Genomic DNA, 20855 nt, shown 5'->3' on the forward strand with positions numbered 1-20855 from the left:
ATGTATCACTAGCTATAGTTTAAAACTATAGCCGGACTTGTTCTTCCGCAATAGTTTCTTTTAAATACTCAATATAAATACTCGCTAATGGACTTTGTTTTACATTTTTATGTGTAATATACCCAACCGTAATTCGTTCATCTACAAGTAAAGGAATGGATACGATATCTTTACTATTTAATTCATGACTAATCACACCTGTTGAAATTGTGTAACCATTTAATCCAATCAATAAATTAAAGAGCGTAGCCCGATCACTTACAGTAATATTTTTTGGTCTAGAAATCGTACTTAAAATTTCCTCCGAAAAGTAAAAAGAATTATAATCCCCTTGTTCAAAAGAAAGATACGGATAAGGAAGTAAATCTGTTAATGTCACAAAATCTTGCTTGGCAAGTGGATTTCGTGAACTAATAAATACATGAGGCTTTGCTTCAAATAGCTTTTGAAACAAGAGGTTACCTTCCCTAAGAAATTTATGAATTACTTTTTTATTGAAATCATTTACATATAAGATCCCAATTTCACTACGCAGATTTTTCACATCTTCAATTATTTCATAAGTCTTTGTTTCTCTTAATGTGAATTCATACTCATCTCGATTGTATTCTTTTAGCAAACGCACGAATGCACTTACGGCAAATGCATAATGCTGAGCCGATACGGAAAAATGCTGTTGCAATGATTGCGTATTGGAATATCGATTTTCCAATAGTTCCGCTTGTTCAACTACTTGCCTGGCATAACCTAAAAACTCTGCCCCTTCCGTTGTTATGATGATTCCTTTATTCGTTCGCATAAAAATCATAATTCCTATTTCAGTCTCTAACTCTTTCAGTGCATTCGAAAGACTCGGCTGGCTAATAAATAAATTTTGTGCAGCTTTACTGATAGAACGACTTCTTGCCACTTCAATCACATATTTTAACTGTTGTAATGTCATTTTTTAATGCCTCTTTCTCGTATGTTTATTCGAAATTGTATTAATATTCAATGTACTGAAATACTACAACTCTTGCAACCTCAAAAACATATAATGAGTTTGATAGAACTCTTATAACGAACAAAATGAAAGCACCTGTCACTAATGGATATGACATGCTGAAAAAATGAAGGGAATGTTCTACATTGAACGGATAACGCCTCGTAACGATGTCTGCCTTCATTTTCGCTACAGAGTCTACGCTTAACATGCAGGGATTGATGAAAAGAACGAAAATAAATTTGCAGTCTTCAATCAAGAGGAACCAACCTGATGAAACTAAGAAGAATGTAAAATAGGAAGTGTTCGTTCATTACAAGTAGCGACCATTCAAGTAAAACTCACTATTCTTTTCGCGGAAAAATTATCCTTTTCCAACTAACTCTACGATTATTCCAACTAAATGCACCAAAATTCCAACTAAACCCTTCAAAGTTCCAACTAAACGCTTTTTTTATGCAGGAAAAGTATCCTTTTATAGAGTCGGAGGCAAATGCTCAACAAAAACAACTGTTAGGATAGTTGCTTACTACCTATTATCCCTACAATGCACATGAACTGCTGAGAAATCTAACGAGCTAGCTCCTGCGAACAAAATATCTTATATTACAAGGAGATTCTCCACTTATACCATCAGTTTTTATTATTTCCTAAAACAAAAAAAGAAGGGAATCAATCATTTGGTGTAAATGATTAATCCCCTTCATTATTACAATTTTATATTCACTTTTTTTCTTTAGAAAATAAATTAGCTAGTGCATCTGGTAAAGCGATCAATGCCGGTACAAAGAGTGGTAATAATATAAAGCATAGCACAATCAGCCCTGTAATGACCGCGATGGCTAACTCTGTTAACAGGATAATTCCAGCTGGTATTAATGTTGCAAAAGTACCGCCAAGTATGATCACTGCCGAGATGATGACACCGCCAGTATGCTTAGATGCTAACACAATTGCTTCTTTTGGAGTTAGATCCGGATATTCCTTAAAGCGCATCATTAAAAAGATACTATAATCTACTCCGAGAGCCACAATAATGATAAAGGAGAAGAACGGAACAAAGGATGATATTCCCGCGTATCCTAACAGATTTAGGAAAATGAAATTGATGATAAACATCGCTGTATAATACGCTCCAACAAGGGATGCCGTAATAAATACCGGTGTCCAGAATGAACGAATCACCAAGAATAAAACAAGCAATACACCAATAATAACGATTACCGTAGTTCTGCTTAAGTCTCTGGATAAAACATCGTTCATATCATTCGTAGTCGCACTTGTGCCTACGGTTCCACTTTTCGCATCTGAAAGTACAGTGCCTTTTAATCCATCGGAAAGTGTATCATTGATTTGATTAACCGTTGCTAATGCTTCGTCAGAATAAGGATCATCCTTTAAAACAATCGTCATTTTAGTGATTTTACGATCTTCCGACATGAAGGCATCTAACGATTTTTTAAAATCCTCGTTCGTCAATGCTTCCTCTGGAATAAAAAATGTCTTATTGGTATTTAACTGAGTTAAATACCCATTTGTTTGCCCAAGTCCATCTGAAATACCTTGTAATCCATCGTTTACATCTGTTAATTTTTTACCGAATTCACCGAATCCATTTAGACCTTCTACTAGCTGCTCTTGACCAGCCTTCATTTCACCGAGTCCAGTATTTACAGAATTCATATTTGTGACTATTGTGTTAATGCCTGAAGATGCTTGCCCAAGTCCATCCTCTAACTTTTTCAATCCATTAGCCATCTGAGTTAAACCGTTACTCATGTTCGCAAGATTTTTGTTTGCAGTAGTAAAACCAGCAGTGACCGTATTATAATTTTCATTTAAGGCAGCTATACTTTCTGGTGTAATTTGGTTTAACGATGCGGAGAGCTGATCAATTGTTTGTTTCAACGCTTGGAAATTTGCATCGCTACTAGACTCTGCATAACTACTACCTAATGCATCTGTCATCGATTTCATCTGTGTCAGTGCATCTTTAACTCCAAGTAAGGCCTTTGCAGCATCTTGATAATGTGTTCCCATTTGAGCGTAACCAGCTTGCATTTTTTCATAGCTTTCGGCTAATACTCCTACACCGCTACTCATAGCAGTAAGATTGGTTTCGATTGTAGACAATCCATTATTAATCGTTTGGGGATTACTTGTCCCATCATCGATTCCCGCTTGGATTTGCTTTAATCCATTTGTTAGTGCTGTCATACCATCTTGAAGCTTGGCAGTGCCATCGACCATTTGATTTACTTCAGAAAAGTCAGCGGATTCAAGTCCTTTTTGAGCTTCTGTTAATCCACTATAAATTTGGTCTACTCCGTTTTGCGTTTGGGAAATCCCTTCTGTAACACTTCCCATTTGACTGTCGACATAAAACGCTGCAATTTGCTCGCCTTGAGGCTGTGTGACCGAAGAGACCATCTTCACACCTTTTAACGCCTTCAATCTTTCTGTGATGTTATCAACTACAGCAAGCGTTTCATTTTGATCAAGCGCTTCATCATTTTCAATAACTACCGTCGCAGGCATTGCCTGACCTTTTCCAAAATGCTCAGCTACTAGATTAATAGCTTTTGAGGAAGGATAGCTATCTCCAAGTTCTCCAACCGTATCAAAGTTCAATTTTTCTTCATGGAAGAAGATCATCGGACCAATGATTAAGAGAATAATCACTGTGATAAGAATGGGATGCTTTATACCAAAGGAAGATGTTTTCTCCCAGAACTTATTTTCTTCATGTCCTCCAGCATTTTTGGATGGCCAGAAAATTTTCTTACCTAACACTTTCATAATAAAAGGGGTTAATGTCAAAATTTGAAGCAATAATATGGTGACGCCGATGACAACGACAACACCGGATTTATAAATTGGTGACTCTGAGAAAACGAGCGCTAGGAATGCAATGAATACAGTAAGAATACTATATGCAATTGTTTTACCTGCTGTTTTATACGTATTAATGATCGAGTCATCTACTGAGTTGCCATGCGCCAATTCTTCCTTAAATCTATTGAATAAAAGAATATTATAATCTGTCCCAATCCCAAAAAGAATCAGTACTAACAGCATTTGTGTAAGACTCGTTATCGGGAAACCTGCTTTATCAATTAACTGTGCGGCAATCCCCATCGAAACAAGGTAAGAAAACGCCACTGCTATTAGAGAGATAAATGGTGTAACAACGGATCTAAAAGCAATGATTAATACTACCAAAATAAAGATTACAGTTAATGCAGCACTTTTTTCTACCCCAGCTTGCGATGCCTTTAGATAGTCATTATTAATAAAATCTTCGCCACTAAGATAATAATCAACTGGTAAACCTTCCAATTTACTTTCAAATTGTTCTTTTATGTCGTCTATTTCACGATCTTTTTTATCAAGCTTATAGCTTACCATTAAGGTTGTACCATCTTCAGAGACCAAAGCACTTTTGGCGTCTGGCATACTGAATGGGTCAATCATCTCGTTGACGCCAAGTTCTGCACTGCTATCACGGATTGACTCTACTGACTCCCCTATTTGCGTCATGTCTTCGTCTGATATTTTGTTTTTATCATAAAAAACAATTAGATTGTCTGTACCTTCCGTAGTATTCATTTTGTCTAAAATATCCCCTGCGATTACAGATGGGCTCTCACTACTTGTACCTTCCTGTCCTTGTTGCCGTAAAATCGCATTGATGTCAGGCTGAATGACTGTTAGCAATATTGTTGCAATAAGCCAAATGGCAAAAATAGCCCAACGTCCTTTTATAATACTTTTCACCTTATATCCCCCACTTATAAATGTTATTTCCCACGTTTGTCCTTTTCGGAGAAGTATAAGATGTCGATGAAATCGTGGTTATCCATACCCTCAGCAAGCATTTTTTCTTTAACCGCTGAAACTAACAATTTCATTCCTTTCTCCACCGCTTCCTGTTCGCTAGGATCTAAAAGATCTAATACTCCAACCAGTGACTGATTTGTCAGTTCCGCGATACTTTCATCAATATCTTCAGCCAATCTAGGAGACAACGAAATATCTACTAGACGTTTATCCTTTTGATTTGGCGTTTTTACTAGTAATTTTTTAGCTATGAGCCTATCTACAATATCTGAAACTGTACTTTGCGTCATTTTCAAATTTTGAGACAGTTGCTTAATGCTAACGGTTTTATGGGCATATACATCACCGATTACCCTTATTTGTGGAATCGTTACTCCATGCTCTTCCGCAGTTTTCTGTAGACTTTTCATCGTATATTTATGGAGAAAATCAATAGACTCTCCTATAAACTCAGCTCTATTCAAAATTAAATCCCCTTTCACAAATAAATCGTATACGATACATCGTGCACGATTTATTTTATTTTAATAAGTTTACTTTGTCAATAAAGAAGCAAGCAAAAAATAGCGCCCACCTATTAAACGGGGAGCGCTAGCCTTGTAGATTTTAAGTATATATAATATGATGACACTTGGTTTCGTATATTTAATAAATGATCGAATTTTGTTCTAACTCCTCATCAATTTTCTCTAACAATTCTAGAGCACTATCTGCACATACTACTTCCCCATTTACGATTGCATAATAGCCAATATCACAAACTTCACATTGTGAATTGCAACCTACCTCGTTAAGTTCAATATCCTCACGATTTAATAATGTATCAACCTCTTCACTATCATAAATTCGATTTGACACACATAACTCTATTTGATTTTTAAATTGTGGTGGTTGTGATTTTTGAAATAGCTTTTTAAACATCCCTACACCTCTCTATCAATTATTAATCCTACATCATTGGACAGTACGCTTTAATTATTGTCTACCCAATTTTAAAATTGATTTCTACAGGAATATATACGACTATCGAATGAGAAAAGCTTGCCATTTTCACAATGCTGTCAAAAATAAAAAACCATCCGTCTAAAATTTTACGGATGGTTTATATATACATTAGGTTCTAAAGAAAACCAACACAACTTCATCCAATTTCTTTTTCAAATTCATCAAGCAATGCACGCACTTCATCGGTTGACTTCGTGCTCATCAATTGATTTCTTAATTCACCCGCTCCGCGGAATCCTTTTACATAAATTTTGAAAAAGCGATGCAATGCTGTGATAGAACGTGGCAACTCTGCTGCATATTGATCTTGAAGATCCAGTTGCAATCTTAGAAGATCAAGGTATTCCGTAGTGCTATGCTCTTTTGGCTCCTTTTCAAAAGCAAAAGGATTTTTAAAAATACCTCGACCGATCATAACCCCATCAATGCCATATTTTTCAACAAGCTCGAGCCCAGTTTGTCGATCCGGAATGTCTCCGTTAATAGTTAGCAGCGTATTTGGAGCTATTTCATCCCGTAATTTTTTTATATCCGGAATTAGCTCCCAATGCGCATCTACCTGACTCATTTCTTTTCTTGTACGTAAATGAATAGAAAGATTCGCAATATCCTGTTTTAATATATGTGCTAACCACTCTTTCCACTCGTCTACATCCGTGTAACCAAGTCTGGTCTTTACGCTGACTGGTAGTCCCCCCGCTTTAGCTGCTTGAATAAGTTCTGCTGCTACCTCTGGACGCAAGATTAGGCCGCTACCTTTCCCTCTCGTTGCTACATTCGGTACAGGACAGCCCATATTAATATCGACGCCTTTAAATCCTAGCTCTGCCATACCAATACTCATTCTGCGGAAATATTCGGGATTATCCCCCCATATATGTGCTACCATTGGCTGTTCATCTTCTGTAAAAATCAAACGGCCACGCACACTTTTCATCCCCTCTGGATGACAATAGCTATCCGAGTTTGTAAACTCAGTAAAAAAAACATCCGGTCTACCTGCTTTACTCACTACATGACGGAAAACAACATCCGTCACATCTTCCATCGGCGCAAGTACGAAAAATGGTCGCGGTAAATCACGCCAAAAATTATCTATCATTTCAAACTCAAATCCTCTCACTATGGATATTACTTTAAACTCTCGGTCATAACCTATTAAGCCACATAACTTATTATCAAACACAAATATTTAACTTGTGCAAAACTACGTACGAAAATGGACAATATTTATTTTAACGTATATCAATCCTGAATGGTATTTTTATAAACCAAAATGCAAATGTTAAAGACTTTTTATTATACCAGCTCGAACTAAATTACCTCATGTTATCCCTATGGTTTATTCGTGATTACTTTGAAAACCCCATTTAATTAGGTAATATATAATTAGGGTCAAATAGTATTGGAGGAATCAGAATGGAACTTATTGTTTATTTAGCTGGTCAAATTCACGATGATTGGAGAGATGAATTTGCACAAAAAGCAAAGTCAAAAAATCTTCCCCTTCGTTTTGTAGCACCACAAACAAACCATGATCGTTCAGACAATATCGGCGAAGAGATATTAGGAAAACAGCCATCTAACTTATTTAAAGATGATGCAGCGTCAGATATTAATAATTTTAGAACTCAAGTGTTAATGCAAAAAGCAGATATCGTCATAGCACTATTCGGAGAAAAATATAAACAATGGAATACAGCAATGGACGCTAGCACAGCCATTGCCATGAACAAACCTACGCTTATCATTAGACCAGAATCATTAATCCACCCATTAAAAGAGCTTTCAAACAAAGCAAATGTAACCGTAGAAACCATTGATCAAGCGATTGAGGCTATCAGTTATATTTTTGAATGAATTAAAACAAATAAAATAAACGAAAATCAATAAGGAGTAAGCTAACAAAAACATACTTTTGTTAGCTTACTCCTCTTTTTAATGAATTTACTATTCTTCGTGATCAGTTTTTTCTGTAAGATCCTTATTGTAATTGTACTGAGAAGGATCGACTTTAGTAAATCCTGTCGGTGTATAGAATCTCAATAAGTCACCATTCACGACTGTATCAGAAATTCGTAATTTATTATCTACTTCTTGTTTGTACTCATTCGCTTTTTCTAATTGAGTTTCATCCGTTATTGGCAAACCCTTTGTAGCATCGTAAATTTTCCCATCAATCGAATAGATAGTAGGACTGACAAAATCATCATTTCTAAACGTCACTAATTCATTATGCTCTTTTGATAATATGTCGGTACCAAACTGAATATAGTTTTGTGAATTAACTCCAAGTAAGTGTAATAAGGTTGGAAGAAGGTCTATTTGTCCACCATAAGTATGATTGACTCCACCTTGCATTCCTGGAACGTGAATAATTAATGGCACACGTTGCAAATTAGCACTTTCATAAGGTGTAATTTCTTTTCCGATGATTTGTTCCATCGCTTTGTTATGATTTTCTGAAATACCATAATGGTCACCATAAAAAACAAGCATACTATTATCATATAAGCCTGATTTTTTTAATTCACCAATAAACTGTTCAATTGCTTCATCCGCATAACGAGCAGTTTGGAAATAATTATCTACACTTGCATCACCAGTATCAGCTTTCCCAATTGTTGTTAAGTCTTGGTCCATTTTATATGGATAATGGTTAGCAACCGTAATAAATTTCGAATAGAAAGGTTGTGGTAAAGTCTTCATAAGATCTAATGATTGTTCAAAGAATGGCTTATCCAATAACCCATATTCAGCCATATCTTTTTCAGAGCTAGTATCATAATAATTAGCATCAAAGAAATGGTCATAGCCGAATGATTTATAGATCTCATTACGGTTCCAGAAACTACCGCTGTTCCCGTGGAATACAGCAGATGTATAGCCATTCTCTTTTAATATCGCAGGAGCCGCTTGATACGTATTCTGACCTTTTGTAATATAGGCAGATCCTTGTGGTAAACCAAATAAAGAGTTTTCAAGCATAAATTCAGCATCTGAAGTTTTACCTTGAGCTGTCTGATGGAAGAAGTTATCAAAGTATAAAGTATTAGGATCTTTGATTAATGAATTTAAGTATGGTGTTACTTCTTCACCGTTTAACTTATAGTCCATCAAAAAGCTTTGGAATGACTCCAAATGGATATAGATAACGTTCATATCTTTCGCTGCGCCAAAATATTCTGGATTAGGTTCGGCATAGTTAGATTTTGTAAAGTTAATAACTTCTGTTATATCATCGCTATCAGCTAAAGCTCTTTTTGAAGACGCCTTAACAGTTTCAGTAGCATCATATATCGTATAGTTATACATTCCTAAATATTTAACAATGTAGTTTCTATCAAAACCACGAGTTAATAGCTGCGGACGATCAGAGTTAGCCAGTCCTAAATTTAAAACAGATATTGCTAAAGCAAAAGTAATCACTGGGATTGCTGTTTTTTGTTTAATTCTACTATAATCTTTTTGTACTTTTTTAGATAAGCATAGGAAAATCAACAAAAATACATCAACAAAGAACAATATATCATAAGGTTTTAATAAAGAAATAACACTGCCACCTAAATCTCCAAAGTTTTGCGTTTGCGTAATCGTTGGCAATGTAATAAAGTCACTAAAAAATCGATAATAAACTGCATTTGCATATAAAAGTACGGACATAAGAGAATAAATTACAAGAAGTGATGTATATTTCCCTCGTCCTTTGAAAATGAACGAAAATCCAAGAAACAGCATAGCTGAACCCAAAGGATTTAAAAGTAAAAGGAATTGTTGTAGGAATCCTTCTACCCCTAAGTTAAACTGTGTTACTTGTGTAATATATGTTTTAATCCATAGCATGAAAACGGCAAATAAATAAAAACCAAAAAACTTGTTTATAAAGGATGCTTTTTTTGTAATTAAACTATCCATTTTTTCACCTTCCTATTATTTTAACATTTATAATTTACATTAAAATATTAATTTGGTAAAATATAGCCTTTTCTATATTTTTTTAAGCTTTTCTATCCTACCTCTAGTTCGGCCTTCTGTCAAGTAAGTACATCTATTGAGCTTTTAATATAGAATTTTTTCTCTCACTATTTTAGCTATCTTTATTCCTAAAACAACAACAAAAGCAGACGGTCAATTAGATGTGCATTTTCGCACTTCTAAACCGTCTGCTTTCTATGTTTGATCAAATAATTAAGTTAGACATTCTTAGGACGCAACCCTATAAAAAAATACGCTCATACCCCGCAGAAACATCTCTCTACATATTATATATCATTTTGATAATGCAATTTTTATATGGGCTAAATGATGTTCTTCGTGCCAAGCTAACTTTGCTACTTTAGTTGCAACTGTTATTTTACCGTTTGTTTGGTGAGTAAACGCTCGATCTAATTGCTCTTCCGTTAAACTATGCCCTAAAGCTACGATGCGCGCATTTATACCTTCCAACATTTTAATAGAACTTTCTACAGGAAGCTGCGTATCCGGTAAAATAGCCCACTTTTCTTCATCAAAAGCCGGTACAGTTGGATTCTCATCAGTTAATGCCAATCTCAAACGCTGATACATGTTCAACTGAGAATCTGCAATATGATGAACTAGTTGACGAACTGTCCAGGCACCTTCACGATAAGTTTTGTTTAAATCCTCATCACTTAATGTGTCGACCGTTTCTCTCAATCGAATCGTGTAAGTTTCGATTTGCTTTAACCATTCTTGAATATGTTCTAATTTTACTTTTTCAGGAACTTGCAATTTTCCAATTGGGTATTTTACATCCATTTTTCAAACCTCTTTTCCCTATTTTTTAATTCTTTGTATTATCAATTAATATATCAATCGATTCAACTATTGTAAACTTTAATAGAATGACATTTCCAAGTTTTTCGAAAGGTGCCAGGTTCTAAAACAATTTAGTATTGTTTTAGAACCTGGCACCTATGTACTATTAATTCGTAATACGTTCGAGAAACAATGTAGAATTGACGACCAGCTTTTCTTCAGGGCTAGTTCTTCCTAGAATCCTCCATCCCTGTTTATTTAACTGAGATTCATCAATCGCTTCATACATGATTCTCCTCATCCCCTCTGCTGTACGCACAGCTACGAAAGGATCTGCGGAAGTTCTGCTAATTGTTTCAAGCACTGCCTGCTTGTTTCGAACAAGACTAGCGACAACAATCTGGCTATATGGGCTGTAGTCGAACTCAGATCCTTCCTTTAATACGACAGTGACTTTATCTCCTAAGCCTAAGTGCTCCAGCAAATTGCATGATGCGTCATAGGCAATAGCATTCATTTCCAAACAGATCACCTCCGCACCACTGAGCAGGTGAAGAATAATAGGACTAATCGGCATTGGACCGCTACCTACAAATATAATGGGCGACTTTTCTATGTGACGATCTTGCCGCATGTACTGCAATTCCTGACTTACTAGGGAAAAATAGCTGTTCCAATTAGGCAAACTTTTGACGATATCTAAGACGGCTCCATCTAATTTGCAGATATCATGAGAATCTCTAAGTTCTACAAGAAATTCGATTTCTGACAGTTTATCCTGTATCTTTTGTTGATTTACTCGAATATACTCGTTGTTTACAATAGCTTGTACTTCTGGTGGAAAATAGTGGGATCGCAACTGAAGTAAGAGATGGTTGTACATATCTGATACCAATTGATTCGCAGGTGAAAGATCCGTTTCCTTCTGAAGAAGCTCATTTGCTTCACGGATAAAAGCGATAAAGTTATCAACTCTTTGCATACTTGGCGCGTTACCTGTAGCCAGTAAAGAACCAGTTGAAGAATCCTCCATTTTTTCAATTCCTCCAATACTCTGCACTTAATTCGATACTATGAAATATATTCATGTGGTCCAAGATATAGAAGAAATTGGTGTCACGTAATTATCACTGCAGCTCTAAAAAGGTACCAGGCTCTAAAACAATTTAGAATTGTTTTAGAACCTGGTACCTTTTTGAAAAGTGGCCCGTTCCCATATAAACTACAAATCTATTTCAAACAGTAATGGCGTGTGATCTTGTCTTGGACCTGAATCAATCATTTCAGATCTAAGTACTTTATCTGCCATGCGATCACTCACTAGCCAGTAATCAATTCTCCAGCCAGAATTATTAATTTTACTTGTTTTCGCACGCTGAGCCCACCAAGAATAAGCTCCTGTCACATCACCGTGAATATAGCGAAAAGTATCTGTAAATCCTTTTGCTAAAAGATTTGTAAACCCTTCCCGTTCTTCATCCGTAAAGCCAGCTGAACGACGATTACTTTCGGGGTGAGCCAGGTCTATTTCTTTATGCGCTACATTAAAATCACCTGTTGCAATAACCTGCTTCTCTTTGTCTAACTCTGCTAGATAATCAGCATATTTCATATCCCAATTTTGACGATCTTCTAAACGCTTCAAGCCATCCCCTGCATTCGGTGTATAAACTTGTGTTAAATAGAAATTTTCAAATTCTAATGTGATAATACGACCTTCCTCATCCATCGTGCCTGGTGCTCCAATCCTTGGGAAGGTGACGGACGGTGTTAGGTAATTTTTATATAAAAACATCGTACCCGCATAACTCTTGCGTGCTGGTTCTACTGAACTGTTCCAAACGATTTCGTAATCGGGAAACTTTTCCTCAAGAATTTCTAAATGCTTTTTAGTTGGACCCTTACTCGATAATTTTGTTTCTTGTATGGCAATAACTTCTGGATTGTTTTCCATAATCGTATATAAGACTGCTTGAGATAATAAAGCACGTGCTGAATCGCCCGTTAATGCTGCATTTAATGAATCAATATTCCATGAAATTAACTTCAATGTGTTTCCTCCATTCTTATTTTCGTTCCAACCAGATCACACACTCGACATGTTAAGAGTGTATGTGGAAACATGTGGATGTTGCTGGATTTACTCGAATTTTTACAGAAGTTATACGATTGTTCGCCTTCTTATTGGTTCAAAATTTTTAACAATTGTCCATATATGCTGTATTAAAAAAGATGCGTTGAAGCTCATGGGGTCATAACTGTAATATTGCTTTATATAGGAATTAGATAAATACTCCTTACCTTTCCATCAATTTTTGACTCAAGGATCTAATTGGCCCAATTTGTTTTTCAAACATTAAATCCCATATATCAAGACATTCTTTCGCAATATCTCTTATTTCAGGTAATGGTGAATCAGAGGTTTCGTCATATAATCCAATTATCAACTTAGAAATTTCATCTTCTATTCCCCAAGTACCTTCATCTTTACTGCCTCTATTTTTTATTAATTGATAACTCATTGATATTATAATATCTTTGTAATCAACTACTGATTTTGATTCTTCTTCAAGATAATGAGCAAAGGCATGTACAGTTCTACGGCTTAAGTCAGAATTCATTATTTCGATTAAAAAATCCTTATCTCTCTTTAAATCAATAAGATTATCATAAAATAAACTTGAAATCGGCATTTCGAGATCTAATGGACTTGCCTTAAATTTGCATATTATATCTTTTGCTAATCCGTTATATTCTTCTAATTTGAAATAATTAATAGTCATATGGAGGACTGCTTCTGCTTGTGCTTTACTCATCATATCCACATTATTAATAATATCGGTAAATTCGTTTTTTAAAATATACATCTCGGATAGACAATATGCTCCCATTTTAATAAGTTCTTCATCCTTGGAATCGTAACTTTTTTTAATAACATTTAATATCCGTTCACGATATTTAGGATATAGTAAAAAGAGCATATTTTTCGTATCATGGAAGCCTGTTAACCTGTAATCTTGTTCAAATAGATTTAGGATTATTTCTGATGCCCAATCTCTTTCACTGTTATACGAAGGCCATAATGCGAATAAACTCGCTAATTTTACTGCCTGGTTTTCATCAGATGCCAACTTTTCAATTGTTTCTTTAAACTGTTTAAACAAAGAACTGTCATTCCATAATAGCTGAGCTATTGCTCGAGCTGCTTTTCCCCTTACGCAGTTTATTGCATTACTTTGTAGCATATCAAAGCTACGCATTTCTTTATCCTCATTATTAGTTACATTTGCTTTACCGATTTGCGGGTTATTATGGTTTATCGCAATATCCTTAAGAATATCCAATACCTTTTGAGACCATTTAACGTCTTTCCTGTTTTGAATGAGTGAGCAAATATAGTTCGCACGATACGAGGTGTAATCGTATGGATAGGTCAAAATCATTGTTTCTAACAACTCTACCTGTACATTATCCAAATCTTTACTATATGCAACTCCACTAAATAAGGAGTCGATATAAACTTCCAAAACTTTATCCTTATTTGAAAGAACTAGATTTATCATGCTTTCAGGTTCTTCGGAGACAGCGTTGCTAAAGCTTCTTGCAAACTCTTCAATAGAATTTTCAATAAACCCTCCCGGAACCTCTTTCCACCGAGCTTGTCTTTTATGATTAAGTTTCGTATTTGTTAAAATCTCTAGCCATCTTTTTTTATTTAATTTTTTCCCCGTGACGGGGGAGCTTACCCATCCACCATGTCCTTCTGAATCTTTATATAAAGTTGTCCCTTTAGGGAATTTGCGTCTTAAAATACGTATCAGATCTTTTGCTTGAACACTCAGTCGATTATAGGAGAGAACTTCTAGAATTTCTTTTTGAAACTCCCCCCAGAAGCTCCAATAAACTGTATAGCCGTTTTTTTCCCTATTATAATCAATTCTACTTCGATAAATATCTTTAGCTTGTGGCGATAGATAACTTAAAACTCGTTCTTCCAACGTATTAAAAACATTCTTACTACAGTATTTCGAATGCTTTTCTAATATTTGTTTAGCGAGAAACAATTCATCTCTCTTATCACCTGTTCTTTCGAATATATTGTTATTAAAATCACTATATAAATAAGTTATTACGGCATCACTATATCTCTCTGGTAACCTGTATAAACCATCTAATATAATTTCATTGTATATTTCATTCCCATTCCCCATGAATTCAATATAACGCTCAAGAAATATTTCCGGTTTTCGGGCTATTATTGCTGAATTTGCTTTCTTTATAATTTGAATACAAGCCCTTTCAAGACCTCTCTTATGAAAATGTCTTCCGGACCAATCACTATAAAGTGAGCTTTTTTCATTTTCTCTAGGAACATATGGCAATAATAAATCCAGAACTTCTTCCCCATTATTTATTAGAATTTCAGAGTCTTCATATAAAAACTCTTCTTCATATTTATAAATTATTTTCCCTTTACTTTTAATTTTATTTTTCAAAAAAAATGCCAACAATTTTATTGTTCTTATTTCACAATTTTTAAGCATCGATTTTAAGTCAAGGTACATATCAGCCAGTTGCGGATACCTGTAATAAAATTTCATTCGCAATTCAAATAGCTCATCTGTATCATGATTTATATCATGTAAAAAACACCTGAAGAGTTTATTATCATTATCCTGAGAATTAAATGCATACTTTTCAATGAAGGCAATATCATCAGACTCATAATTTGGACTCATGCTAATAAGTAAGTTTAAAACCATATCTTTTTTTAGTGAGATGTTAAACCATTTATCTAATACTCCATATTGCCTAAGCAACCTAATATACTTAGGTCTTGAAAAGATAACGTTATTTATAAGGTGATCACCATAAATATCCTTTTCGCAGTTATTCACAATAAAGTTTTGTATATGCTCATCTGGATTATCTATCTGATTTAATACCTCCAGGAAAACAAATTTAACAAAATACCTAATTTGCTTTGCCTCAAACATTTCTTGTCCTACATTAATAAAATCCTGACTATCAAACTCAGATAAATTTTGCATAAACATTTGCACTTGATATCTTTTTCCAGGGGTTTGTTTTTCTTTAGATCCAATAATATCTACAAAATCTTCACCGTCATAATATCTCTTAAGCATATTTTCAGCTAAAAAACAGTCTAATATAGATTGATGGGCAAAAGAAACTTTATTATCTTGAATTACTAAGAAAGCATTCGAAGATAAAAATCTTAATAATGATTTATTTTTGTTTAAAATACTTAAAGGAATATATATTCTTCCTGTTTTTTCTAAAAAGGAAACCATTTTTTCTTTAATCTGATTTAGATTGTCTTCTCTCAATCCAAATTCAAAACATTTTTCAGACAACTGCCCCCACCATTCTGAGACCAAATGGGTTGCGGTAGAACATTCCGCATATTCTTTGCTCGGATCCAGCTGTTGCCAAATATATAAATTGCTTGGGATTCTTAGTATCTCTTTCAGTTTACTTGTTAGTTGCTCATAACGCTTCCCAACAATTCCCTTAACTAATTCCTCGTCTAATTCATTAACCAGAACCTTATTCCATTGAATTACTTCCTCTTTTGAATCAACTTTTTTAAATAATGATTTAATATTATTATCATTTTCCAAGTCATAGGTTCGACATACAAAAACGATGGATATCTTATCTTTTCTTTCAATATTCAATTTCTCTACTTGATTTATAATCTGAGCGCATACCAATAAAGCATCTCTAGAATGTGCTAGAGTCCAACGTAGCGCATCCAACTGATCCAAAATAATTACTGCTCTTTCATTTTTTGAAACACTGTGAATACAATGAGTAATTGATGCAGGTAATCCTAAATCTTTCCCCCACTTCTCCGCATTCATATTCGGAATTCGTTTGTCTAATTTAATTGCCAAATATGGTATAGTTTTTTCTTCGCAATAATTGATAATATCTACTGTACACCCACTTTTCCCTCTTCCAGCCTTTCCATGAATTATCAAAGAGTTCCCTGAATCTATTGCTTCTCTATATTTAGAAAATTCTTTTCGCTTAATAAACCCATTGTCCAACGGAGTAAAAGCTGTTTTATATTCCTGATTCAATTCTTCTAGCCTTTGCATGATCCACTCATCGGACGCAAGGTTCTTAAACCTTTCTAACAAATAATCTTCACTTAGCTTTTCCTCAAAATTTTTGATAATATTGCCTTCTGATTTACCAATTGACTCAATAACAATTGATAGAACTGCATTCTCTTTAATGCTTAATAACGATTCTCGAAAATCAACTAATATTTCAAACAACTCAGAGAAGTACTCCTCAAAATCACTTGGGTTTTTAACTTGAGTATGCTTAAATTTATCTTTCTTAATATTTACGAACTCGACGGCTTCTAAGGCTAGTTTCTTGGATATGGCTTCGTAATCTTCCTTTGAAGCTTTGTGAGCATTAAATACTCTTTGTATTATTGTGTCACTAATCTTATTCTGTTCCATAAAATCTACAAAATAGTTACTATCAACCTCAGAATCATCAAACTTTCGGTTAAATTCAGTAACAATTTCTTCTATTTTTTTAATTAATTTCTTGTCTTCCCTTTTCGTTAAACCTTTCGACAAAAGATAACCCGCAAAATTTGGTGCTATTAAAGTTCCCGCTATGTATGCTAAAAAACTCATTTTTTTACCCCCTATATGTTCACATAACTTATCTTAAAATCGAATAAAAGCCATTTTTATTTCACCTTTGAATAACTAATTTTACTTTTTATTCACATTCCCATTATATCAAAAGAGTTTAACAAAATTTTTTTTGAACTCTATTTACAAAATCCTTTTACTAACCATTATTTCAAATAACAAGTATGCAACCAAAGTGGGCATTAAACTAATTCCAGACCGGAATAATCCAAACTTCGGCTTGAACGGCTAGTGGAGCGTATCATATTAAAAGTGAGATATTGGGAAGGTTCCTCAAGTATCGAATTACCATTTCATTAATTGATATTCTCACTACCAAAAAAGCCTTATCCACCAAAGGACAAGGCTCTCCTACTTATGTTAATAAAATTATCGCAACAGCTTCGACATGCGTAGTCTGAGGAAACATATCAACCGGCTGCACTTCCATCGTTTTATAGCCGCCATCTTCTAAAATGCGCAAATCACGAGCAAGTGTCGCTGGGTTACAAGACACATAAACAACTCTCTTTGGACGTTGTTCAATGATTGTTGTAAGTAAGGCCTCATCGCAGCCTTTTCTAGGAGGATCGACAACTAGCACATCTGCCTTTTTACCTTCTTTATACCATTTAGGAATAACTTCTTCTGCTGGACCTGCCTCGAAATAAGTGTTTGTAAATCCATTTAACTCTGCATTTCGTTTAGCATCTTCTATTGCTTGTGGAACGATTTCTACACCAAGTACTTGTTTTGCTTGTTGAGCTAAGAATAATGATATGGTTCCTATTCCGCAATATGCGTCAATTACTGTTTCAGTTCCAGATAGCTGTGCATAATCTAGTGCTTGTTTATATAGTACTTCTGTTTGTACGGGATTCACTTGATAGAACGATCGAGCAGAGATTTCAAATCGTACGTCTCCTATTAGATCTTCTATAACCGATTTACCCCAAACAGTATTTGTTTCATCTCCAAAAATAACATTTGTATTGCGATTGTTTACATTTTGCATTATCGAAGTGACATTTGGCTCTACTTCTCGGATTAACTCGATAATCGCATCTTTTTTGGATAGTTTCGCATGTTTGGTAACAAGTACTACCATTACTTCCTTAGTAGCACGTCCCTTTCTTACAACAAGATGGCGTAGCTGACCTTTTTTTGTTTCTTCATTGTACGGGATTAAATCTAGCTCTAATGCATGTTCTTTTACTGCACGCATTAATCGGTCTGCTTCATCTGATTGGATTAAACAAGTATTCGTATCTGCAATACGATGGGACTTGGATTGATAAAAGCCAGAGAGTACTTGTCCATCTTCTAAAGCAAATGGAATTTGGGATTTGTTACGATATTCCCATGATTTCTCCATTCCTTTCACTGGAAGTACTGGAGCATCTATTTTCCCGATACGCTTCATGACATTTCGCACCATGTTTTCTTTCCACGCGAGCTGTCCTTCGTAGGATAGATGCTGTAATTGACAGCCTCCGCATTCTCCGAACACTGGACATGGTGCATCTACTCGATACGGGGATGGCTCTATGATATTTTTTAATTTTGCAAAGCCATAGTTTTTCAATGTTTTTAACACATGGACTTCTGCAGTTTCATTCGGTAAGCCGCCTTGTATAAATAGCGGATAGCCATCGACTTTTGCTACGCCTGCTCCGTCATGTGTTAAGTCTTCGATATGGACTGTAAGTCGATCATTTTTAGTTACTGGTGTCTTCACTTTATTTCTCCGTTCTTGTTTTGATTGATTCATTATACCAAAATGAGAGGCTTTTTGGTTGTCTTCGACACTTTTCTGCCCATTAAAAACAGACGCCTATAGGACGTCTGTTTTAATACGCTCGCATTTTTTACTCGCTATCTAGCATTCCCAAAAAAGTCGCTGGAATGGTTAGTTTTTGGTTTTTAATGATTAGCTTCGTAAGTTCGTCGATCGTTTCTATTTTATTTTCATCTTTAATAATTTTAATCTCGTTATGTAGCCGTTCCATCTTTTGGTCTAGCGCATATGCCGAATCAGCTGCCTCTTTGAGCTCTTTTAATAATTTTTCCGGCACAAACTGATCATATTTATAAAAGATTTTATGCTCTAAGCTTGCCCAAAAATCCATCGCTATTGTACGGATTTGCACCTCTACTGTCACGAGTTCTTTACAATCAGACATAAAAACAGGAATTTCTATCAGTAAGTGTAAACTTTTATACCCATTATTCTTTGGATTTTGGATATAATCTTTTACATTTAATATCTTGAGATCACTTTGATTTTGCAGCATCTCATAAATTTGATAAATATCCGAGATAAATGAGCAAGTAATACGGAGACCTGCAATATCCTTTACATTTTCCCGAATACTATTCACCGATATTTCTTTACCTTTTCGACCAAGTTTTTTCATAATACTTTCCGGTGATTTCAAGCGAGAACTCGTATGTTCTATTGGATTATATTCATGAATCATTAAAAATTCTTCTTGAAGTATCTCAATCTTTGTTTCCAGTTCGGCTAATGCAAATTTATATACTAGCATTAGACGTGTCATGTTTTTTCTCATTTGCTTAAACTGCTCTAGTTGTTCAGGATTCATAAGTTAGTGCTCCTTCAATAGATGTGCCTGAAGAAATCATATCAAATTTGTTTTCACTTCACAAAAATAATGGATATGTATTTATCTACATTGAACTTGGTTGTTTACAATTTCCACTAACTGATCCCATGTTTGAATTTCAAAAGTTGGATGGATTGCCGTCGTATTCTTTTTCACATGCGGGTTAAACCAACAAGTGTCGATTCCAAAGTTGTTACCGCCCTGAATATCGGAGGAAAGCGAATCACCAATCATCAATACGCGAGATTTATCGGTTACTTTTAGTTTGTCCAAGATGTATTCAAATATTTCAGGCTGAGGCTTTTGATATCCTGCTTCCTCTGAAGTAATAATTATTTCGAACAAATCTTTTAAAGAAGATCCACCTATTCTTGCATGCTGTGCAATTGTAAACCCATTTGTCAAAACTGCAAATCTACAGCCTGCAAGATTCGAAAGCATTTCTTCTACACCTTCTATCATATGTACTTCTTTTCCTAAACTCTCTATATACTTATGCCCAAAAACTTCAGCATCTATATCAAGTGCTTGCTCCAAAAATAACTGCTTAAATCTTTCTACTTTAATGTTCGCTAAAGTTGTTCGCCCTTGTTCCAAATCATCCCATAACACTTTACTAATCGCCTTATAGCTAGGAAGATAATCCTTCACTCCATTTGGTAGACCATATTCCATAAATAGATTGTGGAGTGCGTTCTTCTCGGTCATTCCAAAATCAAATAATGTATCATCCAAATCAAATAACAAAACATCATAGTTCATCTTGTACCCGCCCTTTCGCATCATATACAATTATTTTACCACAGAAAAAAACCTCGGTTTCCCGAGGTTCATTTATCCTTCACTGCTCCATCTCTCAAAGCAGCCCAAAATGCCACAACAATTGCTGCAATCAGAACAATAAAAGGTGCATAAAAGATTAAAAAGTCTGTCATA

General features: G+C 34.9%; 15 protein-coding genes. 1 reads left to right on the forward strand and 14 read right to left on the reverse strand.

All coding sequences use genetic code 11. The annotated features are described in order from the left end of the window. Positions 1 to 25: 25 nt before the first annotated feature. From ACIP9W_RS18250 to ACIP9W_RS18270, 5 genes are all read right to left on the reverse strand, one after another. Complete coding sequence (locus tag ACIP9W_RS18250) at positions 26 to 943, reverse strand: LysR family transcriptional regulator (RefSeq protein WP_400792285.1); 918 nt, start codon at positions 941 to 943, stop codon at positions 26 to 28. Positions 944 to 1705: 762 nt separating this feature from the next. Then, positions 1706 to 4759, reverse strand: a complete 3054-nt coding sequence (locus tag ACIP9W_RS18255) for an MMPL family transporter (protein ID WP_400792288.1) — start codon at positions 4757 to 4759, stop codon at positions 1706 to 1708. Between the two features lie 23 nt (positions 4760 to 4782). Next, the gene (locus ACIP9W_RS18260; RefSeq protein WP_400792291.1) at positions 4783 to 5286 is read right to left on the reverse strand and encodes a MarR family winged helix-turn-helix transcriptional regulator; all 504 of its coding nucleotides are present in this window, start codon (positions 5284 to 5286) and stop codon (positions 4783 to 4785) included. Positions 5287 to 5467: 181 nt separating this feature from the next. Next, positions 5468 to 5743 carry a DUF1450 domain-containing protein gene (locus ACIP9W_RS18265; protein ID WP_400792294.1) on the reverse strand — a complete coding sequence of 92 codons (276 nt, stop codon included), beginning with the start codon at positions 5741 to 5743 and terminating at the stop codon, positions 5468 to 5470. A gap of 220 nt (positions 5744 to 5963) precedes the next feature. Further along, a complete protein-coding gene (locus tag ACIP9W_RS18270; protein WP_400792401.1) occupies positions 5964 to 6950 on the reverse strand; it encodes a tRNA dihydrouridine synthase in 987 nt (328 codons plus the stop codon). Positions 6951 to 7246: 296 nt separating this feature from the next. Between ACIP9W_RS18270 and ACIP9W_RS18275 the strand changes: the two genes are divergently transcribed. Beyond that, entirely contained in the window at positions 7247 to 7687 is a 441-nt protein-coding gene (locus ACIP9W_RS18275; RefSeq protein WP_400792297.1) for a YtoQ family protein, read from the forward strand. 90 nt (positions 7688 to 7777) lie between these two features. Here ACIP9W_RS18275 and ltaS read toward each other — a convergent pair whose 3' ends face one another. From ltaS to cydS, 9 genes are all read right to left on the reverse strand, one after another. Next, positions 7778 to 9742, reverse strand: coding sequence for a lipoteichoic acid synthase (gene ltaS, locus ACIP9W_RS18280; RefSeq protein WP_400792300.1), 1965 nt, complete (start codon positions 9740 to 9742; stop codon positions 7778 to 7780). Between the two features lie 354 nt (positions 9743 to 10096). Next, positions 10097 to 10606 (reverse strand): YfiT family bacillithiol transferase, encoded by a 510-nt coding sequence (locus ACIP9W_RS18285; RefSeq protein ID WP_400792303.1) that lies wholly within the window; start codon positions 10604 to 10606, stop codon positions 10097 to 10099. A 166-nt stretch (positions 10607 to 10772) separates the two neighbouring features. Next, the gene (locus ACIP9W_RS18290) at positions 10773 to 11639 is read right to left on the reverse strand and encodes a nicotianamine synthase family protein (protein ID WP_400792306.1); all 867 of its coding nucleotides are present in this window, start codon (positions 11637 to 11639) and stop codon (positions 10773 to 10775) included. 189 nt (positions 11640 to 11828) lie between these two features. Next, on the reverse strand, positions 11829 to 12656 hold the full coding sequence (locus ACIP9W_RS18295) for an exodeoxyribonuclease III (RefSeq protein ID WP_400792309.1): 828 nt from the start codon (positions 12654 to 12656) through the stop codon (positions 11829 to 11831). Between the two features lie 247 nt (positions 12657 to 12903). Further along, positions 12904 to 17292: a hypothetical protein gene (locus ACIP9W_RS18300; protein ID WP_400792312.1), complete on the reverse strand. Its 4389-nt coding sequence runs from the start codon at positions 17290 to 17292 to the stop codon at positions 12904 to 12906. A 376-nt stretch (positions 17293 to 17668) separates the two neighbouring features. Then, positions 17669 to 19030: a 23S rRNA (uracil(1939)-C(5))-methyltransferase RlmD gene (gene rlmD, locus ACIP9W_RS18305; RefSeq protein ID WP_400792315.1), complete on the reverse strand. Its 1362-nt coding sequence runs from the start codon at positions 19028 to 19030 to the stop codon at positions 17669 to 17671. A gap of 130 nt (positions 19031 to 19160) precedes the next feature. Next, positions 19161 to 19898 (reverse strand): GTP pyrophosphokinase, encoded by a 738-nt coding sequence (locus ACIP9W_RS18310; protein ID WP_400792318.1) that lies wholly within the window; start codon positions 19896 to 19898, stop codon positions 19161 to 19163. Positions 19899 to 19979: 81 nt separating this feature from the next. Next, entirely contained in the window at positions 19980 to 20681 is a 702-nt protein-coding gene (locus ACIP9W_RS18315; RefSeq protein ID WP_400792321.1) for a YjjG family noncanonical pyrimidine nucleotidase, read from the reverse strand. 68 nt (positions 20682 to 20749) lie between these two features. Further along, complete coding sequence (gene cydS / locus ACIP9W_RS18320) at positions 20750 to 20854, reverse strand: cytochrome bd oxidase small subunit CydS family protein (RefSeq protein ID WP_400792324.1); 105 nt, start codon at positions 20852 to 20854, stop codon at positions 20750 to 20752. Between the last annotated feature and the right edge of the window lies 1 nt (position 20855).

The organism is Psychrobacillus sp. NPDC093180 (assembly GCF_044754065.1).
Lineage (GTDB): Bacteria > Bacillota > Bacilli > Bacillales_A > Planococcaceae > Psychrobacillus.

What these genes read in the sequence shown, in the direction of transcription:
- ACIP9W_RS18315 (WP_400792321.1), bottom strand. Translation starts at nt 20,681, where the DNA reads ATGAACTATGATGTTTTGTTATTTGATTTGGATGATACATTATTTGAT.
- cydS (WP_400792324.1), bottom strand. Translation starts at nt 20,854, where the DNA reads ATGACAGACTTTTTAATCTTTTATGCACCTTTTATTGTTCTGATTGCA.
- ltaS (WP_400792300.1), bottom strand. Translation starts at nt 9,742, where the DNA reads ATGGATAGTTTAATTACAAAAAAAGCATCCTTTATAAACAAGTTTTTT.
- ACIP9W_RS18265 (WP_400792294.1), bottom strand. Translation starts at nt 5,743, where the DNA reads ATGTTTAAAAAGCTATTTCAAAAATCACAACCACCACAATTTAAAAAT.
- ACIP9W_RS18310 (WP_400792318.1), bottom strand. Translation starts at nt 19,898, where the DNA reads ATGAATCCTGAACAACTAGAGCAGTTTAAGCAAATGAGAAAAAACATG.
- ACIP9W_RS18275 (WP_400792297.1), top strand. Translation starts at nt 7,247, where the DNA reads ATGGAACTTATTGTTTATTTAGCTGGTCAAATTCACGATGATTGGAGA.
- ACIP9W_RS18250 (WP_400792285.1), bottom strand. Translation starts at nt 943, where the DNA reads ATGACATTACAACAGTTAAAATATGTGATTGAAGTGGCAAGAAGTCGT.
- ACIP9W_RS18285 (WP_400792303.1), bottom strand. Translation starts at nt 10,606, where the DNA reads ATGGATGTAAAATACCCAATTGGAAAATTGCAAGTTCCTGAAAAAGTA.
- ACIP9W_RS18290 (WP_400792306.1), bottom strand. Translation starts at nt 11,639, where the DNA reads ATGGAGGATTCTTCAACTGGTTCTTTACTGGCTACAGGTAACGCGCCA.
- ACIP9W_RS18300 (WP_400792312.1), bottom strand. Translation starts at nt 17,292, where the DNA reads ATGAGTTTTTTAGCATACATAGCGGGAACTTTAATAGCACCAAATTTT.